Source organism: Streptomyces sp. V3I7 (assembly GCF_030817495.1).
GTDB lineage: Bacteria > Actinomycetota > Actinomycetes > Streptomycetales > Streptomycetaceae > Streptomyces.
On record NZ_JAUSZK010000001.1, the window covers coordinates 3,918,548 to 3,936,375 of the forward strand.

19 protein-coding genes, 3 tRNA genes and 1 pseudogene are annotated in these 17,828 nt (G+C 72.3%); 17 read left to right on the forward strand and 6 right to left on the reverse strand.

Annotated elements, in window-relative coordinates:
• Positions 1 to 99 precede the first annotated feature (99 nt).
• A pseudogene (locus QFZ74_RS18350) lies at positions 100 to 495 on the reverse strand (sensor histidine kinase); the annotation flags it as partial.
• 386 nt (positions 496 to 881) lie between these two features.
• Between QFZ74_RS18350 and QFZ74_RS18355 the strand changes: the two are divergent.
• The 12 genes from QFZ74_RS18355 (at position 882) to QFZ74_RS18410 (ending at position 12,245) form a co-directional block, all read left to right on the forward strand.
• A complete protein-coding gene (locus QFZ74_RS18355; protein WP_307621897.1) occupies positions 882 to 1,289 on the forward strand; it encodes an NADH-quinone oxidoreductase subunit A in 408 nt (135 codons plus the stop codon).
• Positions 1,280 to 1,891: an NADH-quinone oxidoreductase subunit B gene (locus tag QFZ74_RS18360; protein ID WP_307621898.1), complete on the forward strand. Its 612-nt coding sequence runs from the start codon at positions 1,280 to 1,282 to the stop codon at positions 1,889 to 1,891. Before QFZ74_RS18355 ends, QFZ74_RS18360 begins: the two co-directional genes overlap by 10 nt.
• Positions 1,891 to 3,087: an NADH-quinone oxidoreductase subunit C gene (locus QFZ74_RS18365; protein ID WP_307621899.1), complete on the forward strand. Its 1,197-nt coding sequence runs from the start codon at positions 1,891 to 1,893 to the stop codon at positions 3,085 to 3,087. Before QFZ74_RS18360 ends, QFZ74_RS18365 begins: the two co-directional genes overlap by 1 nt.
• Entirely contained in the window at positions 3,084 to 4,052 is a 969-nt protein-coding gene (locus QFZ74_RS18370) for a complex I subunit 1 family protein (RefSeq protein ID WP_307621900.1), read from the forward strand. The genes QFZ74_RS18365 and QFZ74_RS18370 overlap by 4 nt, the downstream gene beginning before the upstream one ends.
• Positions 4,052 to 4,672: an NADH-quinone oxidoreductase subunit I gene (locus QFZ74_RS18375; protein ID WP_307621901.1), complete on the forward strand. Its 621-nt coding sequence runs from the start codon at positions 4,052 to 4,054 to the stop codon at positions 4,670 to 4,672. Before QFZ74_RS18370 ends, QFZ74_RS18375 begins: the two co-directional genes overlap by 1 nt.
• A complete protein-coding gene (locus tag QFZ74_RS18380) occupies positions 4,669 to 5,304 on the forward strand; it encodes an NADH-quinone oxidoreductase subunit J (protein ID WP_307621902.1) in 636 nt (211 codons plus the stop codon). Before QFZ74_RS18375 ends, QFZ74_RS18380 begins: the two co-directional genes overlap by 4 nt.
• Entirely contained in the window at positions 5,304 to 5,690 is a 387-nt protein-coding gene (gene nuoK / locus QFZ74_RS18385) for an NADH-quinone oxidoreductase subunit NuoK (protein WP_307621903.1), read from the forward strand. Before QFZ74_RS18380 ends, nuoK begins: the two co-directional genes overlap by 1 nt.
• Positions 5,687 to 7,681: an NADH-quinone oxidoreductase subunit L gene (locus QFZ74_RS18390; RefSeq protein ID WP_307621904.1), complete on the forward strand. Its 1,995-nt coding sequence runs from the start codon at positions 5,687 to 5,689 to the stop codon at positions 7,679 to 7,681. Before nuoK ends, QFZ74_RS18390 begins: the two co-directional genes overlap by 4 nt.
• A gap of 6 nt (positions 7,682 to 7,687) precedes the next feature.
• Positions 7,688 to 9,262, forward strand: coding sequence for a NuoM family protein (locus QFZ74_RS18395; protein ID WP_307621905.1), 1,575 nt, complete (start codon positions 7,688 to 7,690; stop codon positions 9,260 to 9,262).
• The gene (locus QFZ74_RS18400; protein WP_307621906.1) at positions 9,259 to 10,782 is read left to right on the forward strand and encodes an NADH-quinone oxidoreductase subunit N; all 1,524 of its coding nucleotides are present in this window, start codon (positions 9,259 to 9,261) and stop codon (positions 10,780 to 10,782) included. Before QFZ74_RS18395 ends, QFZ74_RS18400 begins: the two co-directional genes overlap by 4 nt.
• A gap of 207 nt (positions 10,783 to 10,989) precedes the next feature.
• Positions 10,990 to 11,856 (forward strand): zinc metalloprotease HtpX, encoded by an 867-nt coding sequence (gene htpX, locus QFZ74_RS18405; protein WP_307621907.1) that lies wholly within the window; start codon positions 10,990 to 10,992, stop codon positions 11,854 to 11,856.
• Positions 11,853 to 12,245 carry a YccF domain-containing protein gene (locus QFZ74_RS18410; RefSeq protein ID WP_307621908.1) on the forward strand — a complete coding sequence of 131 codons (393 nt, stop codon included), beginning with the start codon at positions 11,853 to 11,855 and terminating at the stop codon, positions 12,243 to 12,245. The genes htpX and QFZ74_RS18410 overlap by 4 nt, the downstream gene beginning before the upstream one ends.
• Before the next feature lie 61 nt (positions 12,246 to 12,306).
• Here QFZ74_RS18410 and QFZ74_RS18415 read toward each other — a convergent pair whose 3' ends face one another.
• Together QFZ74_RS18415 and QFZ74_RS18420 are read right to left on the reverse strand one after the other, a co-directional pair.
• The gene (locus QFZ74_RS18415; RefSeq protein WP_307621909.1) at positions 12,307 to 12,441 is read right to left on the reverse strand and encodes a hypothetical protein; all 135 of its coding nucleotides are present in this window, start codon (positions 12,439 to 12,441) and stop codon (positions 12,307 to 12,309) included.
• 16 nt (positions 12,442 to 12,457) lie between these two features.
• Positions 12,458 to 13,699: an APC family permease gene (locus tag QFZ74_RS18420; protein ID WP_307621910.1), complete on the reverse strand. Its 1,242-nt coding sequence runs from the start codon at positions 13,697 to 13,699 to the stop codon at positions 12,458 to 12,460.
• Between the two features lie 122 nt (positions 13,700 to 13,821).
• Here QFZ74_RS18420 and QFZ74_RS18425 point away from each other — a divergent pair, with 122 nt between their 5' ends.
• Complete coding sequence (locus QFZ74_RS18425; RefSeq protein WP_307621911.1) at positions 13,822 to 14,088, forward strand: GlsB/YeaQ/YmgE family stress response membrane protein; 267 nt, start codon at positions 13,822 to 13,824, stop codon at positions 14,086 to 14,088.
• A gap of 100 nt (positions 14,089 to 14,188) precedes the next feature.
• Here the strand turns inward: QFZ74_RS18425 and QFZ74_RS18430 are convergent, their stop codons facing one another.
• Positions 14,189 to 14,677, reverse strand: coding sequence for a YajQ family cyclic di-GMP-binding protein (locus tag QFZ74_RS18430; RefSeq protein ID WP_307621912.1), 489 nt, complete (start codon positions 14,675 to 14,677; stop codon positions 14,189 to 14,191).
• 225 nt (positions 14,678 to 14,902) lie between these two features.
• On the opposite strand from QFZ74_RS18430, the gene QFZ74_RS18435 reads away from it, so the two are divergent.
• Both QFZ74_RS18435 and QFZ74_RS18440 read left to right on the forward strand, forming a co-directional pair.
• A tRNA-Tyr gene (locus QFZ74_RS18435) sits at positions 14,903 to 14,984 on the forward strand.
• Between the two features lie 129 nt (positions 14,985 to 15,113).
• The gene (locus QFZ74_RS18440; protein WP_307621913.1) at positions 15,114 to 15,326 is read left to right on the forward strand and encodes a hypothetical protein; all 213 of its coding nucleotides are present in this window, start codon (positions 15,114 to 15,116) and stop codon (positions 15,324 to 15,326) included.
• Between the two features lie 16 nt (positions 15,327 to 15,342).
• Here the strand turns inward: QFZ74_RS18440 and QFZ74_RS18445 are convergent, their stop codons facing one another.
• Together QFZ74_RS18445 and QFZ74_RS18450 are read right to left on the reverse strand one after the other, a co-directional pair.
• Positions 15,343 to 15,999 (reverse strand): NAD(P)H-binding protein, encoded by a 657-nt coding sequence (locus tag QFZ74_RS18445; protein ID WP_307621914.1) that lies wholly within the window; start codon positions 15,997 to 15,999, stop codon positions 15,343 to 15,345.
• Between the two features lie 73 nt (positions 16,000 to 16,072).
• Positions 16,073 to 17,341 (reverse strand): amidohydrolase family protein, encoded by a 1,269-nt coding sequence (locus QFZ74_RS18450; protein ID WP_307621915.1) that lies wholly within the window; start codon positions 17,339 to 17,341, stop codon positions 16,073 to 16,075.
• A 255-nt stretch (positions 17,342 to 17,596) separates the two neighbouring features.
• Here QFZ74_RS18450 and QFZ74_RS18455 point away from each other — a divergent pair.
• Both QFZ74_RS18455 and QFZ74_RS18460 read left to right on the forward strand, forming a co-directional pair.
• Positions 17,597 to 17,669: transfer RNA gene (locus QFZ74_RS18455), tRNA-Thr, on the forward strand.
• Positions 17,670 to 17,715: 46 nt separating this feature from the next.
• A tRNA-Met gene (locus QFZ74_RS18460) sits at positions 17,716 to 17,788 on the forward strand.
• Positions 17,789 to 17,828: the final 40 nt, after the last annotated feature.

The following is a 17,828-nucleotide window of genomic DNA, read 5'->3' on the forward strand; positions in this document are numbered from 1 at the left end:
TCCGCGCCCGTCCCTCGTCCCTCGTCCCTCGTCCCCGTGTGCATCCCTACCCCACCGCACGGCGGTCCAGCGGTTCATCGGCCCGCATTCTGTTGACGTTCAGGGGCGCCAGGGAAGTTCCGCCGTCACTCGTGTGGGTCCGCCGGATGGGGAGTCGATGACGAGGAGTCCGTCGACGGCGTCCAGGCGTTCCGCGAGTCCGCGCAGGCCGCTGCCCTCGTCCGGGCTCGCGCGGCCATGGCTGTCGTCCCGGACCTGGAGCATCAGACGGTCGTCCGCGCGCCGCACCCCGACCGAGGCGGTCCGGGCGCCGCTGCGCTCGCTGATGTTCCGCAGCAGCTCCGAGACCGTGAAGTACGCGATGCCCTCGATGGCCGGCGCCGGGCGCCCGGCCAGGTCCGCCTCGACCCGCACCGGCACGGCGCAGCGGGCGGCGACCGAGGACAGTGCGGCGTCCAGGCCGCGGTCGGTGAGGACGGCCGGGTGGAGCCACCGGCAGGTTCACCAGGAGATGCGCGATCTCCTTCCAGGTGTGCCTGTCGTAGGCGAGACGGGCCGGCGGAAGGCAGTCGTCACCCGGGGGCGGCGCGGTGCCGGCCTGCGCGACGGCGAGGCTCGGAGCGGTCATGGGAGTCAGCGTGCCGTCCGTCATGGCCCCCGCGCCATGAGGTCCGCCGCCGGGATGACCCGGGGAAAACCCCACCTCCGCGACCACCGGCCGTTTCACGTCACGTACCCGGGGCGTCTCATCCTGTGACGGACTTCTTACCGGCGCTATAGCAGGGCCTAGACTCCCAGGCGTACAGATCGTCGAATCATGTCGCATCACAGGGTGCACCAAGGCACTGAGGTCACCGGGTCAGGGAGCGAGGGGACGGACGTTGCGGGAGACGTTGGGGGGCTCGGCCACGATCGTCGCGGCGGACTACTTCCAGTCCTATTCGGTCGTGGGACTGCTCGCGCTCGCGGGGGTGCTCTTCGTCGCGGCCGCCTTCGGCGCCGGGCGGCTGCTGCGTCCGGTGGTCCCCACGCCGGAGAAACTGCTGACCTACGAGTGCGGTGTCGACCCCGTGGGCGAGGGCTGGGCGCACACCCAGGTCCGCTACTACGTCTACGCCTTCCTGTACGTGATCTTCGCGGTCGACTCGATCTTCCTGTTCCCCTGGGCCACGGTCTTCGCCGCCCCCGGCTACGGCGGGGCCACGCTCGTGGAGATGTTCATCTTCCTCGGCTTCCTGGCCGTGGGCCTGCTGTACGCATACAAGAAGGGCGTCCTGACATGGACGTGACCCCCGACGTGACCTCCCCCTCGGCCACCGAGCCCGTCCTGCTCCCCGAGCCGAAGCGGCTGGGCGCGCTGGCGCGCCTGGCCCCCGAGCCGATGAAGGTCGTCCTCAACTGGGGCCGCCGCTACTCGCTCTGGGTCTTCAACTTCGGCCTGGCCTGCTGCGCGATCGAGTTCATCGCCGCGTCGATGGCCCGCCACGACTTCATTCGGCTCGGCGTCATCCCCTTCGCACCGGGTCCGCGCCAGGCCGACCTGATGGTCGTCTCCGGCACGGTCACGGACAAGATGGCCCCGGCCGTGAAGCGGCTCTACGAGCAGATGCCCGAGCCGAAGTACGTCATCTCCTTCGGCGCCTGCTCCAACTGCGGCGGCCCGTACTGGGACTCGTACTCCGTCACCAAGGGCGTCGACCAGATCATCCCGGTGGACGTCTACGTCCCCGGCTGCCCGCCGCGCCCCGAGGCGCTGCTCCAGGGCATCCTCAAGCTCCAGGAGAAGATCGCGCGCGAGTCGCTGGAGGAGCGGTACGGCACCGTCCGGCCCTCTGCCGCCGCGCTGCAGAGCGACCTGGTGCGGGCGCCGGCTCCGAAGGGGGATACGTGATGACCACGCCCACGGTCGGCTGGCTGCCCGCCCCGGTCGAGGAGCTCTTCGGTCCGGACGCCACCGCCGAGGAGTCGTACGAGGTCCTGACGGTGGACGTCCCGCCCGCGTCCTGGATCCCCGCGCTGGAGACGGCGCGTACGACCCTGTCCTGCACCTACTTCGACTGGCTGAGCGCGGTCGACGAGCCCGGCGCGGGCTTCCGCGTCTCGGCGCACGTCGTGGCCCTGAACCCGGTCCGCCGCCTCCTGGTGCGCACGACGGTCCCGCACGAGGCACCGGCGCTGCCCTCCGCCGTCGGCGTCTACGCGGGCGCGGGCTGGCACGAGCGCGAGACGCACGAGATGTTCGGCGTCCGCTTCGACGACCACCCGGGCCTGGAGCACCTGCTGCTCCCGGAGAACTTCGAGGGCCACCCCCTGCGCAAGGACTTCGTGCTGGCGGCGCGCGTCGCCAAGGCGTGGCCCGGTGCGAAGGAACCGGGCGAGTCGGACCACGGCGGCCCCAAGCGCCGCCAGATGCTGCCCCCGGGCGTCCCCGACCCGAACGAGTGGGGCCCGCTCAAGGGCCAGCTCCCGCCGGCCCCGTCCCGTCCGGCCCGCGGCGCGGCCCGCGCGGCTGCCGGTGCCGGAGATCGCCCGGCCCGCGCGGCCGGCGACCGGCCGGTGCGGCGCGCCCGTACGGCGGCGGAGGGTTCCGCGAGCCAGGCGGGCGACGCGGGCACGGCCGCCGTACCCCGGCGTTCGCGCAACGCCTCGGAGGGTTCCGCGAGCCAGGCGGCCGCGGCGGAGGAGGCCTCCACCGCGGGAACGGCGTCGGGGCCCGCCGCGCCGCGCCGGGCACGGTCGGCCTCACAGGGGTCGGCGAGCCAGCGGACCGAGACCACTGGTGCGGACGAGACCTCCGAAGCCACCGGTGCGGCCGAGGGCTCCGGAGCATCCGAGGGCACAGGTGCCGCCGATGCCCCGCAGCGGGCGCGCAGCGCGAGCGGCGGGTCCTCCTCGCAGCGGGCGCAGGAGCCGGCGGCTCCCGCGACGCCGGACGTGCCCGCCGAGCCGGCGCCCCGGCCCACGGCGCCGCGCAGCTCGGACGCCCCCTGGCACCACGCCCGCCCGGCCTTCGACGAACCGGAAGACAAACGGACCCCTGAGGCCCCGGCCCCCGAGGCCGACACCCCGACAGGAGGACCGCAGTGAACGACGTGTCCGACGTCATCCTGCGACTTCTGGTCGTGTTCGGCGTCTTCGTTGCCTTCCCGCTGATCGTCGGTCAGACGGAACACAAGGTGATGGCGCACATGCAGGGCCGCCTCGGCCCGATGTACGCCGGCGGCTTCCACGGCTGGGCCCAGCTCGTCGCGGACGGCGTGAAGTTCGCGCAGAAGGAGGACATCGTCCCGGCGGGCGCGGACCGCCGCATCTTCCAGCTCGCCCCGGCCGTCGCGCTCCTGCCGTACCTGCTCGTACTGGTCGCCATCCCCATCGGCCCGAGTGAAGGCGCCGTCGGCCAGTTCATCGACGCGGGCGTGTTCTTCGTGCTCGCGGTGATGGGCGTCGGCGTCCTCGGCTCGCTCATGGCCGGGTGGGCCAGCGCCAACAAGTTCTCCCTCCTCGGCGGCCTGCGCACCGCCGCCCAGCTCCTCGCCTACGAACTCCCGATGCTCCTCGCCGCCGCCTCGGTGGCGATGGCCGCCGGGACGGTCTCGCTGCCCGGCATCCTCGGCGCCTTCCACTGGTGGTGGGTGCCCTGGCAGATCGTCGGCGCGCTCGTCTTCTTCACCGCCGGGCTCGCCGAACTCCAACGGCCGCCCTTCGACATGCCCGTGGCCGACTCGGAGATCATCTTCGGCGCGTACACGGAGTACACCGGTCTGCGCTTCGCCCTGTTCCTCCTCGCCGAGTACGCCGGGATCATCGTCCTGTGCGGCCTGACCACCGTCCTCTTCCTGGGCGGCTGGCACGGCCCCTGGGGCGCGGACGGCCTCGGCTGGGTGTGGACCCTGCTGAAGGCCGCCGTCCTCGCCTTCGTCGTCATCTGGCTGCGCGTCACCTACCCGCGTCTGCGCGAGGACCAGTTGCAGAAGTTCTCCTGGACCCTCCTCGTCCCCCTCTCCCTCGCCCAGATCGCCCTCACCGGCGTCGTCAAGGTGGTGTTCCTCTGATGGCCCCGATCCCCGGCTCCGGCCTGGCCAAGGGCCTGGCCGTGACCCTCCGCACGATGACGAGGAAGACCGTCACCGAGCAGTACCCGGAGGTCCAGCCCGACCTCCCGCCGCGAACCCGCGGTGTCATCGGCCTGTTCGAGGAGAACTGCACGGTCTGCATGCTCTGCGCCCGGGAGTGCCCGGACTGGTGCATCTACATCGACTCCCACAAGGAGACGGTCCCGGCGGCCACCCCCGGCGGCCGTGAGCGCAGCCGCAACGTCCTCGACCGCTTCGCCATCGACTTCTCGCTCTGCATGTACTGCGGTATCTGCATCGAGGTCTGTCCTTTCGACGCCCTGTTCTGGTCCCCGGAGTTCGAGTACGCCGAGACCGACATCCGCGAACTCACCCACGAACGGGACAAGCTCCGCGAGTGGATGTGGACAGTGCCCGCACCGCCCGCCCTCGACCCGCACTCCGAGGAACCGAAGGAACTCGCCGCCGCCCGCAAGGCCGCGGAGAAGCTGGCCGCGGCCCAGGCGGAAGCCGAAGCACAGGCCGCAACCGAGGCCGAGGCGGAATCCGAGACCCCGGCTCAGACCGAGCCGACCGAATCGCAGGAGGGAGACGCGTGAGCCCCGCCTCCGCCCTGCCGGTCCTCGCCGCCGCCCCGGCCCACGGCTTCCTCTCGCCGGCGGGTGTCGAGATCGCCTTCGTCCTCGTCGGCCTCGCCACCCTCGGCGCCGCGCTCGTCACCGTCACCACCCGGCAGCTGGTGCACGCCGCCCTGTGGCTGGTGATGACCCTCGGCGGCCTCGCCGTCGAGTACCTCCTGCTCACCGCCGAGTTCATCGCTTGGGTGCAGGTCCTCATCTACGTCGGCTCCGTCGTCGTCCTCCTCCTGTTCGGGCTGATGCTCACCAGGGCCCCCATCGGCCGCTCCCCGGACGCCGACTCCGGCAACCGCTGGGTCGCCCTGGCCGTGGCCGTCGCCGCCGCGGCCGCCCTGGTCTGGGTGGTCGTCGACGCGTTCCGCACCACCTGGATCGACCTGGACGGCGCCGCCGCGGGCTCGACGAAGGTCACCGGCGAGTACCTCTTCCAGAACTGGGTCCTCCCCTTCGAGGCCCTGTCCGTCCTCCTCCTCGCCGCCCTGGTCGGCGCGATCGTCCTGTCCCGCAAGGCGACGGCGGACGCGGCGGCCACGGCCTCCGCGGAGGTCCCCGGCGCGCGCGGCGGCCACGCCGACAAGGAAGGTGTCCGCTGATGCACCTCGCCTATCCCGCCGTGCTCTCCGCCCTCCTCTTCTGCACCGGCCTGTACGGCGTCCTTGCCCGCCGCAACGCGATCCTGGTCCTGATGTCGGTCGAGCTGATGCTGAACGCCGTCAACCTCAACCTGGTCGCCTTCGACGTCTGGCTCAGCAAGGCCGCCCGGGAGACCCTGCACTCCGGCCAGGCCCTGACCCTGTTCACCATCGCCATCGCCGCCGCCGAGATCGGCATCGGCCTGGCGATCGTCCTCGCCGTCCACCGCAACCGCGGCACCGCCGACATCGACCGGCTCCGCGACACCGCCGAGGGCCACGGGCCCGGCGGCGACGGCCCCGACACCGACGCCCTCGCGGCCGAGAAGGCTGAGGCCACCGCGTGACCACGACCACCCTCGCCGTTCTCGTCCCCCTCCTTCCGTTCCTCGCTGCCGTCGCCGGGCTGCTGCTCGGCCGCACGGCCCCCGGCTTCGTCCGCCCGCTCGCCGTCCTGCCGACCCTCGCCTCGCTGGTGCTGGCCGTACTGGTCGCCGTGCGCCAGGGCGGCGGGCAGGCCATCAGCGCCGCCACCGAGCTCACGCCGACCGGCTCGATCCCGATCGACCTGGCCCTGTACATCGACGGCTTCGCCGCCCTCGTCGCCGTGCTGGTCGGCGTCGTCGCCACCTGCGTGCAGATCTACTCGACCGGCTATCTGCGCGACGACCCGCGCTACCCCTCGTACGCCGCTCTCGTCTCCCTCTTCACCTCCGCGATGTTCGTGGTCGTGTACTCGGGCGACCTGATGGTGCTGCTGGTCGGCTGGGAAGTCATGGGCATCTGCTCCTACTTCCTGGTCGGCCACTACTGGGAAACCCCGGAGGCCCGCGCCGCCTCCATCAAGGCCTTCCTGGTCACCAAGCTCGGCGACGTCCCCTTCCTCATCGGCCTGTTCGCGCTGGCCACCGACGCCGGGTCCTTCCGCATCACGCGCGTCCTCGGCGCCGTCGCGAGCGGCGGGCTCGACCACCCGACCCTGATCGCCCTGCTGCTCCTCGCGGGCGTGGCGGGCAAGTCGGCGCAGTTCCCGCTGCACACCTGGCTCCCCGACGCGATGGCGGGCCCCACGCCCGTCTCCGCGCTGATCCACGCCGCGACGATGGTGGCCGCCGGTGTCTACTTCGTCGCCCGTCTCCTCCCCGTCTTCCAGGCCTCAGCGGCCGCGATGGTCGTCCTCGCCGTCATGGCCGCCGTCACGATGGCCGGTTCGGCGCTCGCCGCACTCGCCCAGGACGACATCAAGCGCGTCCTCGCCTACTCGACGATCGGCCAGCTCGGCTACATGACCGGCGCCCTCGCCGTCGGCGACCGCGGTGCCGCCGTCTTCCACCTCCTCTCGCACGGGGCCTTCAAGGCCCTGCTGTTCCTCGCGGCCGGAGCGGTCATCCACGCCGCCGGCACCAACTCCCTGGCCGCCATGTCCCGCATGACGGGCCTGCGCGACCGCGTGCCCGACGCCTTCTGGACGATGACCGTGGCGCTCCTCGCGCTCGCCGCGATCCCGCCGTTCAGCGGCTTCTTCTCCAAGGAGTCCGTCCTCGGCGCCGCCGAGCACACCGCCACCGGCCACACCGGTCACGCGCCCGTGAGCGCGGGCTGGATCGTCCTGGTCGCCGGTCTGCTCACCGCCCTCCTCACCGCCGCGTACGCCACCCGGCTGTGGCTGCTGGCCTTCCGCGGCCGGGGCGCCGAGGTCCCCGGCCACGGCCGCCAGCCGCTCACCATGACCGTCGTGCTGTGGGTGCTCGCCACCCCCTCCCTCGCCTTCGGCGGACTCGCGTACCGCGCGCTGCCCGCCTGGTTCGACGGCCGGCCGCTCACCCCGACCCTCCTCACCTCGGTGCTCGGCACGGGCCTCGCCCTGGTCGGCGTCCTCGTCACCTACGGGGCCTGGCAGCGCACCCGCGTCATCGCCGCCCGCCACCCGATGGGCGCCGTCGTCGCGCACCCGGACGCTGAGGGCGGAGCGGTCGAGGCAGAGGCCATCGCCGACCACGCGCGGGTGTACGGCGGTGTGGCCTACGCCCCCGACCCGGCCGACCCCGGACGCGTGCTGCTCGGCCCGCTGTACCGGCCCGCGGCCCACGGCTTCCACCTGGACGCCGTCTACGCGGCGCTGTTCGTCCGCCCGGTCCAGGCCGGAGCGAGTCTCGTCCGGTTCCTCGACCGCGAGGTCGTCGACACCTACGTACGCGGCGCCGCGGCGTTCCCCCGCTGGCTCGGAGCCGCCGTGCGGCGGGCCCAGACCGGCAACGTCCAGACCTATGTGAGCGCGCTGCTCGCCGGCACCGTCGTCCTGACGGTCGCCGTCCTCCTCGTCGCCTCGGGAGCGTGAGCAGGCGTGATCGATATCAACGAGTCCGTGATGCAGTTCCTTCTGGCATTCGTCGTCGTCGGCCCGCTCCTCGGAGCCGCCGCCGCTCTCCTGCCCGCCCCGCCCGGGCTGAAGGGGAAGTCGCCCGAGCAGGCCGTGCTGCGGCACGGCGTGACCGTGACCGGCGTGATCCTCATCGCCGCGATCGTCCTCGCGCTCGGCTTCGACCACGGCCATCCGTCGAGGATGCAGGCCCAGACCGACATCAGCTGGATCCCCGCACTCGACGTGCGGATCCACCTCGGCATCGACGGCATCTCGCTCCCCCTCGTGGTCCTGACCGCGCTGCTGACCTTCCTCTGCGCGCTCTACTCGTACTTCAAGCCGCCCACGGGCCCGTCCCCGAAGGCCTTCGTCGCCCTGCTGCTCGTCCTCGAGTCCGGCACCCTCGCGAGCTTCGCCGTCCTCGACCTGCTGCTGTTCTTCCTCGCCTTCGAGACCGTGCTGATCCCGATGTACTTCCTCATCGCCCGCTGGGGCGGCGAGGGGCGGACCCAGGCCGCCTGGAAGTTCATCCTGTTCACGCTGCTCGGGTCCGTCGTCATGCTGCTCGGCCTGCTCCTGATCGGAATCAAGGCGGGCACGTTCGACATGGTGGCACTCGCCACTGACAACGGCCGGTCGCTGACCATGTCCGTGCAGGTCATCGCCGTTCTGGCGATCGGGATCGGGCTCGCGGTCAAGACGCCGATGTGGCCGCTGCACAGCTGGCTGCCCGACGCGCACACCTCCGCGCCGACCGTCGGCTCGGTCCTGCTGGCCGGTGTGCTGCTGAAGATGGGCACGTACGGGTTCGTCCGGATCCTGCTGCCGATCGCGCCCGACGGCTTCCGCGTCTTCGCGCCCTACCTCGCCGCCTTCGCCGTCGTCGGGATCATCTACGGGTCCCTGGCCTGCCTGGCCCTCGCCAAGCAGGGCGCGAAGGGCGACCTCAAGCGTCTGATCGCCTACTCCTCCGTCGGCCACATGGGCTTCGTCCTGCTCGGCATTGCCACGATGACCCCGACCGGCGTGAACGGCGCGCTCTTCGCCAACGTCGCCCACGGCCTCATCACCGGCCTGCTCTTCTTCCTGGTCGGCGCCCTCAAGGACCGCACCGGCACCACCGACCTCGACGCCCTCTCCGAGCAGACCGGCGCCGCCCTGTACGGCAAGGCCCCGCGCCTGGGCGGGCTGCTCGCCTTCGCCGCGGTCGCCTCGCTCGGCCTGCCCGGCCTCGCCGGGTTCTGGGGCGAGATGCTGGCGCTGTTCGGCTCGTTCGACCCGGCCGCCGGGCTCAGCCGGCCCGCGTTCCTCACGTTCATGTCGATCGGCGCGTTCGGCACGCTGCTGACGGCCGCGTACCTGCTGGTCGTGGTCCGCCGCGTGTGCATGGGCACCGTCCAGGACGACGCGCCGGAACTCGCCGACATCCGCCCGTACGAGTTCGCGGCCTGGACCCCGCTCGTCGTCCTCACCGTCGTGACCGGACTGTGGCCGGGGGCGCTCCTCGGCCTGACCACCCCGGCCGTGCAGCAGCTCCTCGCAGGAGGCACCCGTTGAGCGCCCTGGCCCAGCCGCTGGCCCAGTCGGTGGTCCAGTCCGTCGACTGGCTCGCGATCGCCCCGCCCACCCTGGCGGCGGTCGTCGGACTCGTCGTCCTCGTCGCCGACCTGTTCGTGCCCGACGCGAGGAAGGCCCTGCTGGGCTGGATCTCGGTGGCCGGACTCGCCGCCTCGGCCCTTCTGCTGCTGCCCCTCCTGGGCGGGGAGCGCGGCACCTTCTGCCTGACCGGCGCCCCGCGCGTGTGCAGTTACACGGTCGACCGGTTCACGCTCGTCATCCAGTTCCTCGTCCTCGGCGGCGCGCTCCTCGCGGCCCTGCTGTCGGTCACCACGCTGAAGGACGACCGCCGCCGGCTCCCCGAGGGGGAGTTCTGGTTCCTGCTGCTGTCCTCCGCCGCGGGCGCCGCCCTGCTGCCCGCCTCCCGAGACCTCGCCACGCTGGTCGTGGCCCTGGAGGTCGCCTCGCTGCCCGCGTTCGCCCTGGTGGGCATCCGGCACGGCGACCGCCGCTCCTCCGAGGCCGCGCTGAAGTTCTTCCTGTCGTCCGTCACCGCCACCGCGGTGAGCCTGATGGGCATCAGCTTCGTGTACGCCTCCACGGGCACCCTCTACCTCACCCAGGTCGCCGACCGGATCCAGCACGTCGACGGGCAGCTCCACACGCTCGCCCAGACCGGCGTCGTCCTCACTCTCGTCGGCTTCGCCTTCAAGACGGCCGCGGTCCCCTTCCACTTCTGGGTGCCCGACACCTACGTGGGAGCGCCGCTGCCGATCGCCGCCTATCTGTCGGTCGTCGGCAAGGCGGTCGGCTTCTCCGGCCTGATCCTCGTCACCGTCGTGGCCTTCCCGTCGTACGCCGACGTCTGGGGCCCCGCGCTCGCCGTGCTGGCCGCGCTCACCATGACCGTCGGCAACGTCGGCGCCCTGCGCCAGGGGTCCACGCGCGCGTACAGCGCGGTACGGCTGCTCGCCTGGTCCTCCGTGGGGCAGGCCGGCTACCTCCTGGTGCCGATCGCCGCCGCTGCGTACACCAAGGACGCGGAGAAGGCGATCGGCTCGACCATCGCGTACGCCCTGATGTACGCCGCCGTGAACCTCGGCGCCTTCGCGGTGGCCGCGCTGGTGGGCCGCAAGAAGTCCCTCAACCGGATCGCCGACTACCGGGGCCTGTACGCGACCAACCCGGTGACCGCCCTGCTCATGGCCTTCTTCCTGCTGTGCCTCGCCGGACTGCCGCCGGGTGTCATCGGCCTGTTCGCGAAGGTCACCGTCTTCTCGGCGGCCGTCGACGCGGGCCTCGGCTGGCTGGCCGTCGTCATGGCCGTCAACGTCGTGATCGCCCTCTTCTACTACCTCCAGTGGACGGCCCTGCTGTTCCGCGCGCCCGAGGGCGAGCCCGCCCGGCACCGCGTCCCCGCCCCCCTCACGGCGGCGATCGCCCTCGCCGCGGTCATCGGCGTCGTCCTGTCGGGCTGGCCCCAGCTGGTCCTCCGCTTCACCGCGACCGGCCTGTTCTGAGCACCGCCACCCGCGCGCCGCGGCCGCCTCACCCGGACGGCCGCGGCGCGCCCGTGCGCGCACAAGGGAACTAGTGGTCGTCGCCTGGCGTTGACCAGTGCGGAAGGGTCCACTGGACGTGACGCCACCACGCCGGTGGCCCGGACGGATCCACAAGCAGACAAGCAAGCAAAGGGTTCCCCTGCTGCACCACTTGGAGGGCGTACCGTGCACCGCCGGCACAACGGGCTCAGGACCGCAGTACTCCTCGGGGGGCTGTCGGCACTCATCATCGTCATCGGCAGCTTCTTCGGCCGCACGGGCCTGATCGTCGCGGTCCTCATCGCGCTCGCCACCAATGCCTACGCGTACTGGAACAGCGACAAGCTGGCGCTACGCGCGATGCGCGCGCGCCCGGTGAGCGAGTTCGAGGCCCCCGCGCTGTACCGCATGGTGCGCGAGCTCTCCACGGAGGCGCGCCAGCCCATGCCCCGCCTGTACATCTCCCCGACGGAGGCACCGAACGCCTTCGCGACGGGCCGCAACCCGCGCAACGCCGCCGTGTGCTGCACGGAGGGCATCCTGCGCATCCTGGACGAGCGCGAGCTGCGCGGCGTCATCGGGCACGAGCTCAGCCACGTCTACAACCGCGACATCCTCATCTCGTCGGTCGCCGGCGCCCTCGCCTCGGTGATCATGTTCCTGGTCAACTTCGCCTGGCTGATCCCCGTCGGCCGGTCGGACGACGACGAGGGCCCCGGTCTGCTCGGCATGCTGCTGATCATGATCCTGGGGCCGATCGCCGCCGGCCTCATCCAGATGGCCATCAGCCGCTCCCGGGAGTACCAGGCGGACGCCTCGGGCGCCCAGCTCACCGGTGACCCGCTGGCCCTCGCCAGCGCCCTGCGCAAGCTCGACGCCGGCACCAAGCAGCTTCCGCTGCCCCCCGAGCCGAAGCTCGAGACCGCGAGCCACATGATGATCGCCAACCCGTTCCGCCCCGGCGAGGGGGGCATGACCAAGTTGTTCTCCACGCACCCGCCGATGGCGGACCGCATCGCCCGCCTGGAGAGGATGGCAGGTCGACACTCATGAAAACCGTCCTGAACGTCATCTGGCTCGTCCTGAGCGGCTTCTGGCTGTTCCTCGGCTATGTGCTGGCGGGCGTGCTGCTGTGCGTCACGATCATCGGCATCCCGTTCGGCATAGCGGCGTTCCGTATCGGCGTCTACGCCCTGTGGCCGTTCGGGCAGACGACGGTCAAGCGCCCCGACGCGGGCGCCCCGTCCTGCATCGGCAACGTCCTGTGGCTGCTCCTGGCCGGCTGGTGGCTGGCCCTCGCCCACATCGTCACCGGTGTCGCCCTGTGCCTGACGATCATCGGCATCCCGCTCGGCATAGCCAACTTCAAGCTGATCCCGGTCTCGCTGTTCCCGCTGGGCCGCGAGATCGTCCCCACGGACCAGCCCTTCACGGGCCGCTGACCGGAACCGGTCCGGAGCCTGGCTCGGCGCTCGGTCCGGTGCCGGTGCCGGTGGCCGGTTCTTACGCCCCGGCCCGCCGTCGTACGCCGTACACCGCGGCCCCGACCGCCAGCACGCCCGCGCCCGCGGCCACCGAGACCGCCGGCAGCGCGAACGCCAGCGTCACGCAGCCCAGCAGCCCGAGCGCCGGCATCACGGGCGCGGGCCGGTTCCTACGCCCCGGCCCGCCGTCGTACGCCGTACACCGCGGCCCCGACCGCCAGCACGCCCGCGCCCGCGGCCACCGAGACCGCCGGCAGCGCGAACGCCAGCGTCACGCAGCCCAGCAGCCCGAGCGCGGGCACCACGCGCGCGGCCGGCTCCGGGCTCAGCGTCCAGGCCGACGCGTTGGCCACGGCGTAGTACGTCAGCACGCCGAAGGACGAGAAGCCGATGGCGCCGCGGACGTCCGCCACCGCCGCCACCGTGGCAACGACGGCGCCCACGGCCAGCTCGGCGCGGTGCGGGACCCGGAAGCGCGGATGCACGACGGCCAAAGACCGGGGGAGATGCCCGTCCCGGGCCATGGCCAGGGCCGTCCGGGACACGCCCAGGATCAGCGCGAGCAGCGAGCCCAGCGCGGCGACGGCGGCTCCCGCCCGCACCACGGGCACCAGCCCCGGCACGCCCGCCGCGCGTACCGCCTCGGCCAGCGGGGCCTCCGCGCGCGCGAGACCGTCCGCGCCGAGCACGGACAGGGCGGCCACGGCCACGCACGCGTACACCGCCAGGGCGATCCCGAGGGCCAGCGGGATGGCGCGCGGAATGGTGCGCGCCGGATCCCGCACCTCCTCGCCGAGGGTCGCGATGCGCGCGTACCCGGCGAACGCGAAGAACAGCAGCCCGGCCGCCTGGAGTACCCCGCCGGCCCCCGCCGGGACCTCGATGCCCAGGCGGGCGGGATCGGCGTTCGGCGAGGTCAGGCACGTGACGACCACGGCGGCGAGGACCGCCAGTACGACCGCCACGATCACCCGCGTCAGCCAGGCCGACTTCCGCATCCCGCCGTAGTTCACCGCGGTCAGCGCCACCACCGCCGCGACGGCGACCGCGTGCGCCTGCCCCGGCCAGACGTACGTGCCCACGGTGAGCGCCATCGCCGCGCAGGAGGCCGTCTTCCCGACGACGAACGCCCAGCCCGCCAGGTACCCCCAGAACTCCCCGAGCCGCTCCCGCCCGTACACGTACGTGCCGCCCGACTCGGGATACAGCGCGGCCAGCCGCGCCGAGGACATGGCGTTGCAGTAGGCCACCACGGCCGCGACCGCCAGGCCGGCCAGCAGCCCTGATCCCGCTGCGCGCGCGGCGGGCCCAAGGGCGGCGAAGACGCCGGCCCCGATCATCGAGCCGAGCCCGACGACCACGGCGTCCCGCACGCCGAGCGTGCGCCGGAGCCCGGAACCGGAGGATGTCATGTACCGCACCCTACTGATCCGCAACCGGACGGACACCGCAACCACCGGGCGCGTGACGGCGTCCCCTTCATCAGCGTGGGCTTCGACAGCGTGGGCGCCGCGCGGAAGGGCAGGTTCTCGGCATGAGCATCATCAGTTGGATCATCCTCGGACTGCTGGCCGGCGTCATCGCCAAGATCCTGCTGCCGGGGCGCGACCCGGGCGGCTTCATCGGCACGACCCTCATCGGCGTGGCGGGCGCGTTCATCGGCGGCTGGGTCTCGGCCCGCTGGCTGGACCACCCTGTGACCAAGAACTTCTACGACGGCGCCACCTGGGCCGCCGCGATCGGCGGATCGCTCGTCCTCCTGGTCGCGTACCGGATCCTGTTCGGCAACTCGCGCGACTGAGCGCGGCGGCAGGACGGCCGGCAATAGGACGGACGGCAAAGGGTGGGCCCCAGCCGGGTGCCCACCCTTCTTCTCTTCGTCGCCTCTTCGCCGCCGGTGACTACCGGTAGTTCACGAACTGCAGCGCGAAGTCGAAGTCCTGGCCCTTGAGGAGGGCGATGACGGCCTGGAGGTCGTCACGGCTCTTGGAGCTGACGCGCAGCTCCTCGCCCTGGACCTGCGCCTTGACGCCCTTGGGGCCCTCGTCGCGAATGATCTTCGCCACCTTCTTGGCGTTCTCCTGGGAGATGCCCTCCTCGATCGAGGCGAAGATCTTGTACTCCTTGCCGGAGAGCTGCGGCTCGCCCGCGTCCAGCGCCTTGAGCGAGATGCCCCGCTTGATCAGCTTGGACTGGAAGACGTCGAGGATGGCCTTGACCCGCTCCTCGGAGTTCGCCTGCATCAGGATCTTCTCGCCGGACCAGGCGATCGAGGCGCCCACGCCCTTGAAGTCGTAGCGCTGCGAGACCTCCTTGGCGGCCTGGTTGAGGGCGTTGTCGACCTCCTGCCGCTCGACCTTCGAGACGATGTCGAAACTGGAGTCGGCCATGTCCTGTGGCTCCTTGTATCCGTGGGTGTATCGGGTGCGTACCGGCGTGCCTGACGGCCACCGCCGGCCCCGGCGCAGGCCGGGCCGCATCCGGACCAGCCTAGTCACCCCGCGCCCGCGAGGCGCTGATCAATCGGGTGGCAGAGCACCCTCGTGCATCGGGTATTGTTTACGTCGTTGCCAGAGAGCACCGCCCACGGCGGATGCGATGTGGCAGCGAACCCCGGCGGTGTGCCCGAGCGGCCAAAGGGAGCAGACTGTAAATCTGCCGGCTCAGCCTTCCCAGGTTCGAATCCTGGCGCCGCCACTTTGGGGAAGACCCCCTTCGTCCAATTGGACGGAGGGGGTCTTTTTGTGTTTCCGGCCGCCTCCGGCGGTATCGCGGTGAGCCGGTACGTCTCCCCGGAGTGTCCGACCCACGGTGCACACTGGCTCCATGTCCTCCCGCCGCAGAAGCTGCCCCGTGTGCCGTCGTGAAATCGCCGTCGTCGCCGGTCGGTTCGCGCGGCACGACCCGCCGGGGGAGCGGGGCAGCGGGGAGATGGTGTCGTGTTCCGGGTCGCGGCGGCCCGCTCAACTGGGGGCGGTCCAGCCGTCGTTGGACGGGTACGTGGTGCCGCCCCTGCCCGGGCAGCTCCCGTTGTTCTGAGTCGGCGGGCCCAACCTCAGTTGCCCGCCACCGACTTCACCGCCACCGACACCGGCGTCGATCCGCTGACCAGGTCCAGGGTGAGACCGGCCGTCGCCGAGGTCTCGATCAGGTCGGCGAGGACGGCGGCCACGTCCGCGCGCGGGATCGAGCCGCGCCCCGTGTGCGCCTCCAGGCGGACCAGGCCGGTGCCCGGCTCGTCGGTCAGCCTGCCCGGGCGCAGGATGGTCCAGTCCAGGGCGTCCAGGCGCCGTACGTACGCGTCCGCCGCGCCCTTGGCCCGCAGATACACGTCGAAGACCTCGTCGCCCGGGTGATCCGGGTCGGCGGCCATCGCGGAGACGACCACGAAACGGCGTACGCCCGCGCGCGCGGCCGCGTCTGCGAACAGGATCGCCGCGCCCTTGTCCACCGTGTCCTTGCGGGCCGTACCGCTGCCCGGACCGGCACCCGCCGCGAAGACCGCGGCGTCCGCGCCCTGCAGATGGGCCGCGACCTCCTCCACCGAGGCCGACTCCAGGTCGAGCAGGACCGGTTCGGCGCCGGCCTCGCGCAGGTCGTCGCCCTGCGACCGGTCGCGGATGATCCCCGCGACCTCGTCCCCGCGCGCGGAGAGCAGCCGTTCCAGCAGCAGTGCGATCTGACCGTGACCACCAGCGATGACAATGCGCATGCTTACGACCGTACGCCCGAAGAGCCGCTTCCGCCGCGTGACTTGACAGCGGCCCCACTGTCAAGTGCGCGTCTCAGGACAGCTCGCCGCGCCCCTGCCGCGGCAGCCCCAACTCCTCCTCCGCCGCCGAGTTGCAGTACTCGCGCACCGCGCTGGTCCGCGCCACCACGCGCCCCCGGTGCACGACGATCCGGCTGTACGCCAGCGACAGCGCGCCCGCCAGATGCACGCCCCGTACGGCGAGGAGTTCGGCCGGGAAGCCCGCCTCCACCCGGACCTCGGGAAGGCCGAGAACCGCCCGTGCGGAGGCGCTTACCGCGTCGTATGCGTCCTCGGGGCGCAGGCCGTGACTGGAGGCCAGCAGGAAGGCGGCCTCCAGGGGATCGCCGCGGCCGACCGGGTTGGACACGTCCCGCAGGGCCCCGCTGCCGGCCGCGACCCGGACTCCGGCCGCCCGCAGCAGCCGTACCGGAGCCGCGCCGCGCCGGTCGACGCCCGAGCAGCGGCCCTGCGGCAGGCAGACCACCGTCACCCCGGCCGCCGCGAGCCGGTCCGCGATGCGGGAGACGACGTCGGTGCGCAGCCGCGCGAGAGCGGCGCACGGGCCGACCGCCACGCCGGGGCGCATGCCGCCCGCCATGGCCGCGATCCGGGCGAGCCGGGCCGGGTCGGCGCCGTCCGTGTGCAGGTCGACGGGGCAGCCGTGCTCTGAGGCCACCTCCAGGACCGCCTCCACGTAGCCCGTGGGATCCGGGTCCAGGTCCGGGCAGCCGCCGACCACGGAGGCGCCCATCTTCATCGCGTCCCGCAGCATCGCGAGGCCGTCGGCCCCGGCCACCCCGGTCAGCACCCGCGGCATCGCCACGGCCGTCAGCTCCGCGAGCCCGCGCAGCGAGCGCCGCGCCTGGAGGACGGCGGTCAGCGCGCCCAGCTCCTGGACGTCCCCCACGCGCACATGGGCCCGCAACGCCGTCGCCCCGTGGCCGAGTTGCAGCAGGGCGGCCTCGGTGGCCCGGCGCTGGACGTCGTCCGGCTCGCAGGAGACCGGGCCCTGGCCCTCGGCGGACAGGGCCGTGTCGGCGTGGGCGTGCGGCTCGGCCGGGGCCGGCAGGAGCAGATAGCCGCTGAGGTCCACACGGGTGCCGCCGGGGCGGGCCGGGCCCGGCGTCAGGCTGCCGGCCGTGCCGACCGCCTCGATGCGCCCGCCGCCCAGCCGTACGTCCACGGTCCGGCCGTCCATGAGCCGCGCCCCGCACAGCACCAGGCCCGCAGCGTCGGACGGTCCCGGGGAGCCCGACGAGTTCGACGACGGAGGGGGCTGCTGCGGCTGGCTGTCGGGCATCGCGTTCCAGGGATCGGCGAGGGCGGGGCAGGTCAGGCGGGGGGCGTCACGGGGAGTGGGGACCCGGGACCCGGGACCGCGCGCGGGGCGCGCAAGATCACGCAGAGTGAGTCGAGCCTAGGGTGGCGAGCCGCGCTCGGCGGGGAGGAGCGCAATAGTCGTACCGGCGTGGCCGAGGCGTCGGGGGGCCCCGAGCGGGGCACGCGGAACGGATTTGGGTGAACGGCTCAGGACCGTGTAATGTCTTCATCGCTCGCCCCAATAGCTCAGTCGGCAGAGCGTCTCCATGGTAAGGAGAAGGTCAACGGTTCGATTCCGTTTTGGGGCTCTGGTGTGAGAAGTTCCCGTCGCGAGGCGGGGGCTGATCTCATCAAAGCGGTGTAGCTCAGTCGGTAGAGCAAGCGGCTCATAATCGCTGTGTCACCGGTTCAAGTCCGGTCACCGCTACACAAAGTAGCCGATTGTGGGGTCGGTCCTTCGATCGGCT

Bases quoted from the DNA above. Each gene is read 5' to 3' on its own strand.
- QFZ74_RS18360 (WP_307621898.1), top strand. From the start codon at position 1,280: ATGGACGTGACCCCCGACGTGACCTCCCCCTCGGCCACCGAGCCCGTC.
- QFZ74_RS18365 (WP_307621899.1), top strand. From the start codon at position 1,891: ATGACCACGCCCACGGTCGGCTGGCTGCCCGCCCCGGTCGAGGAGCTC.
- QFZ74_RS18375 (WP_307621901.1), top strand. From the start codon at position 4,052: ATGGCCCCGATCCCCGGCTCCGGCCTGGCCAAGGGCCTGGCCGTGACC.
- nuoK (WP_307621903.1), top strand. From the start codon at position 5,304: ATGCACCTCGCCTATCCCGCCGTGCTCTCCGCCCTCCTCTTCTGCACC.
- QFZ74_RS18410 (WP_307621908.1), top strand. From the start codon at position 11,853: ATGAAAACCGTCCTGAACGTCATCTGGCTCGTCCTGAGCGGCTTCTGG.
- QFZ74_RS18420 (WP_307621910.1), bottom strand. From the start codon at position 13,699: ATGACATCCTCCGGTTCCGGGCTCCGGCGCACGCTCGGCGTGCGGGAC.
- QFZ74_RS18425 (WP_307621911.1), top strand. From the start codon at position 13,822: ATGAGCATCATCAGTTGGATCATCCTCGGACTGCTGGCCGGCGTCATC.
- QFZ74_RS18430 (WP_307621912.1), bottom strand. From the start codon at position 14,677: ATGGCCGACTCCAGTTTCGACATCGTCTCGAAGGTCGAGCGGCAGGAG.
- QFZ74_RS18440 (WP_307621913.1), top strand. From the start codon at position 15,114: ATGTCCTCCCGCCGCAGAAGCTGCCCCGTGTGCCGTCGTGAAATCGCC.
- QFZ74_RS18445 (WP_307621914.1), bottom strand. From the start codon at position 15,999: ATGCGCATTGTCATCGCTGGTGGTCACGGTCAGATCGCACTGCTGCTG.
- QFZ74_RS18450 (WP_307621915.1), bottom strand. From the start codon at position 17,341: ATGCCCGACAGCCAGCCGCAGCAGCCCCCTCCGTCGTCGAACTCGTCG.